Source organism: Lysinibacillus sp. OL1 (assembly GCF_004332175.1).
Lineage (GTDB): Bacteria > Bacillota > Bacilli > Bacillales_A > Planococcaceae > Lysinibacillus > Lysinibacillus capsici.
Genome location: NZ_SJDS01000128.1, coordinates 1 through 255 on the forward strand (window position 1 = coordinate 1; position 255 = coordinate 255).

Annotated in this window: 1 protein-coding gene; it reads right to left on the reverse strand. The window is 67.5% G+C overall.

Annotated elements, in window-relative coordinates:
- A partial coding sequence (locus EW028_RS24765) for an efflux RND transporter permease subunit (RefSeq protein WP_131522791.1) occupies positions 1 to 255 on the reverse strand: 255 nt, incomplete at both ends.

Here is a 255-nt window from a genome sequence, read left to right on the forward strand (position 1 = left end):
GTCGCTTCACCCAACAGCTGCGAGCTCATCATCGGCGACAGGGTCAGCGCGACCACGCCCGATACGATCACCGAGCCCGCCAGCGTGAAGGCGAATTCGCGGAACATGCTGCCGGTGAGGCCGCCCATCAGGCCGATCGGGGCGTAGACCGCGGCAAGCGTGATCGTCATCGCGACCACGGGGCCGATGATCTCGCGCGCGCCGATCAAGGCCGCCTCGGCCGGCTTCAGCCCCTCTTCGATGTGGCGATGGATG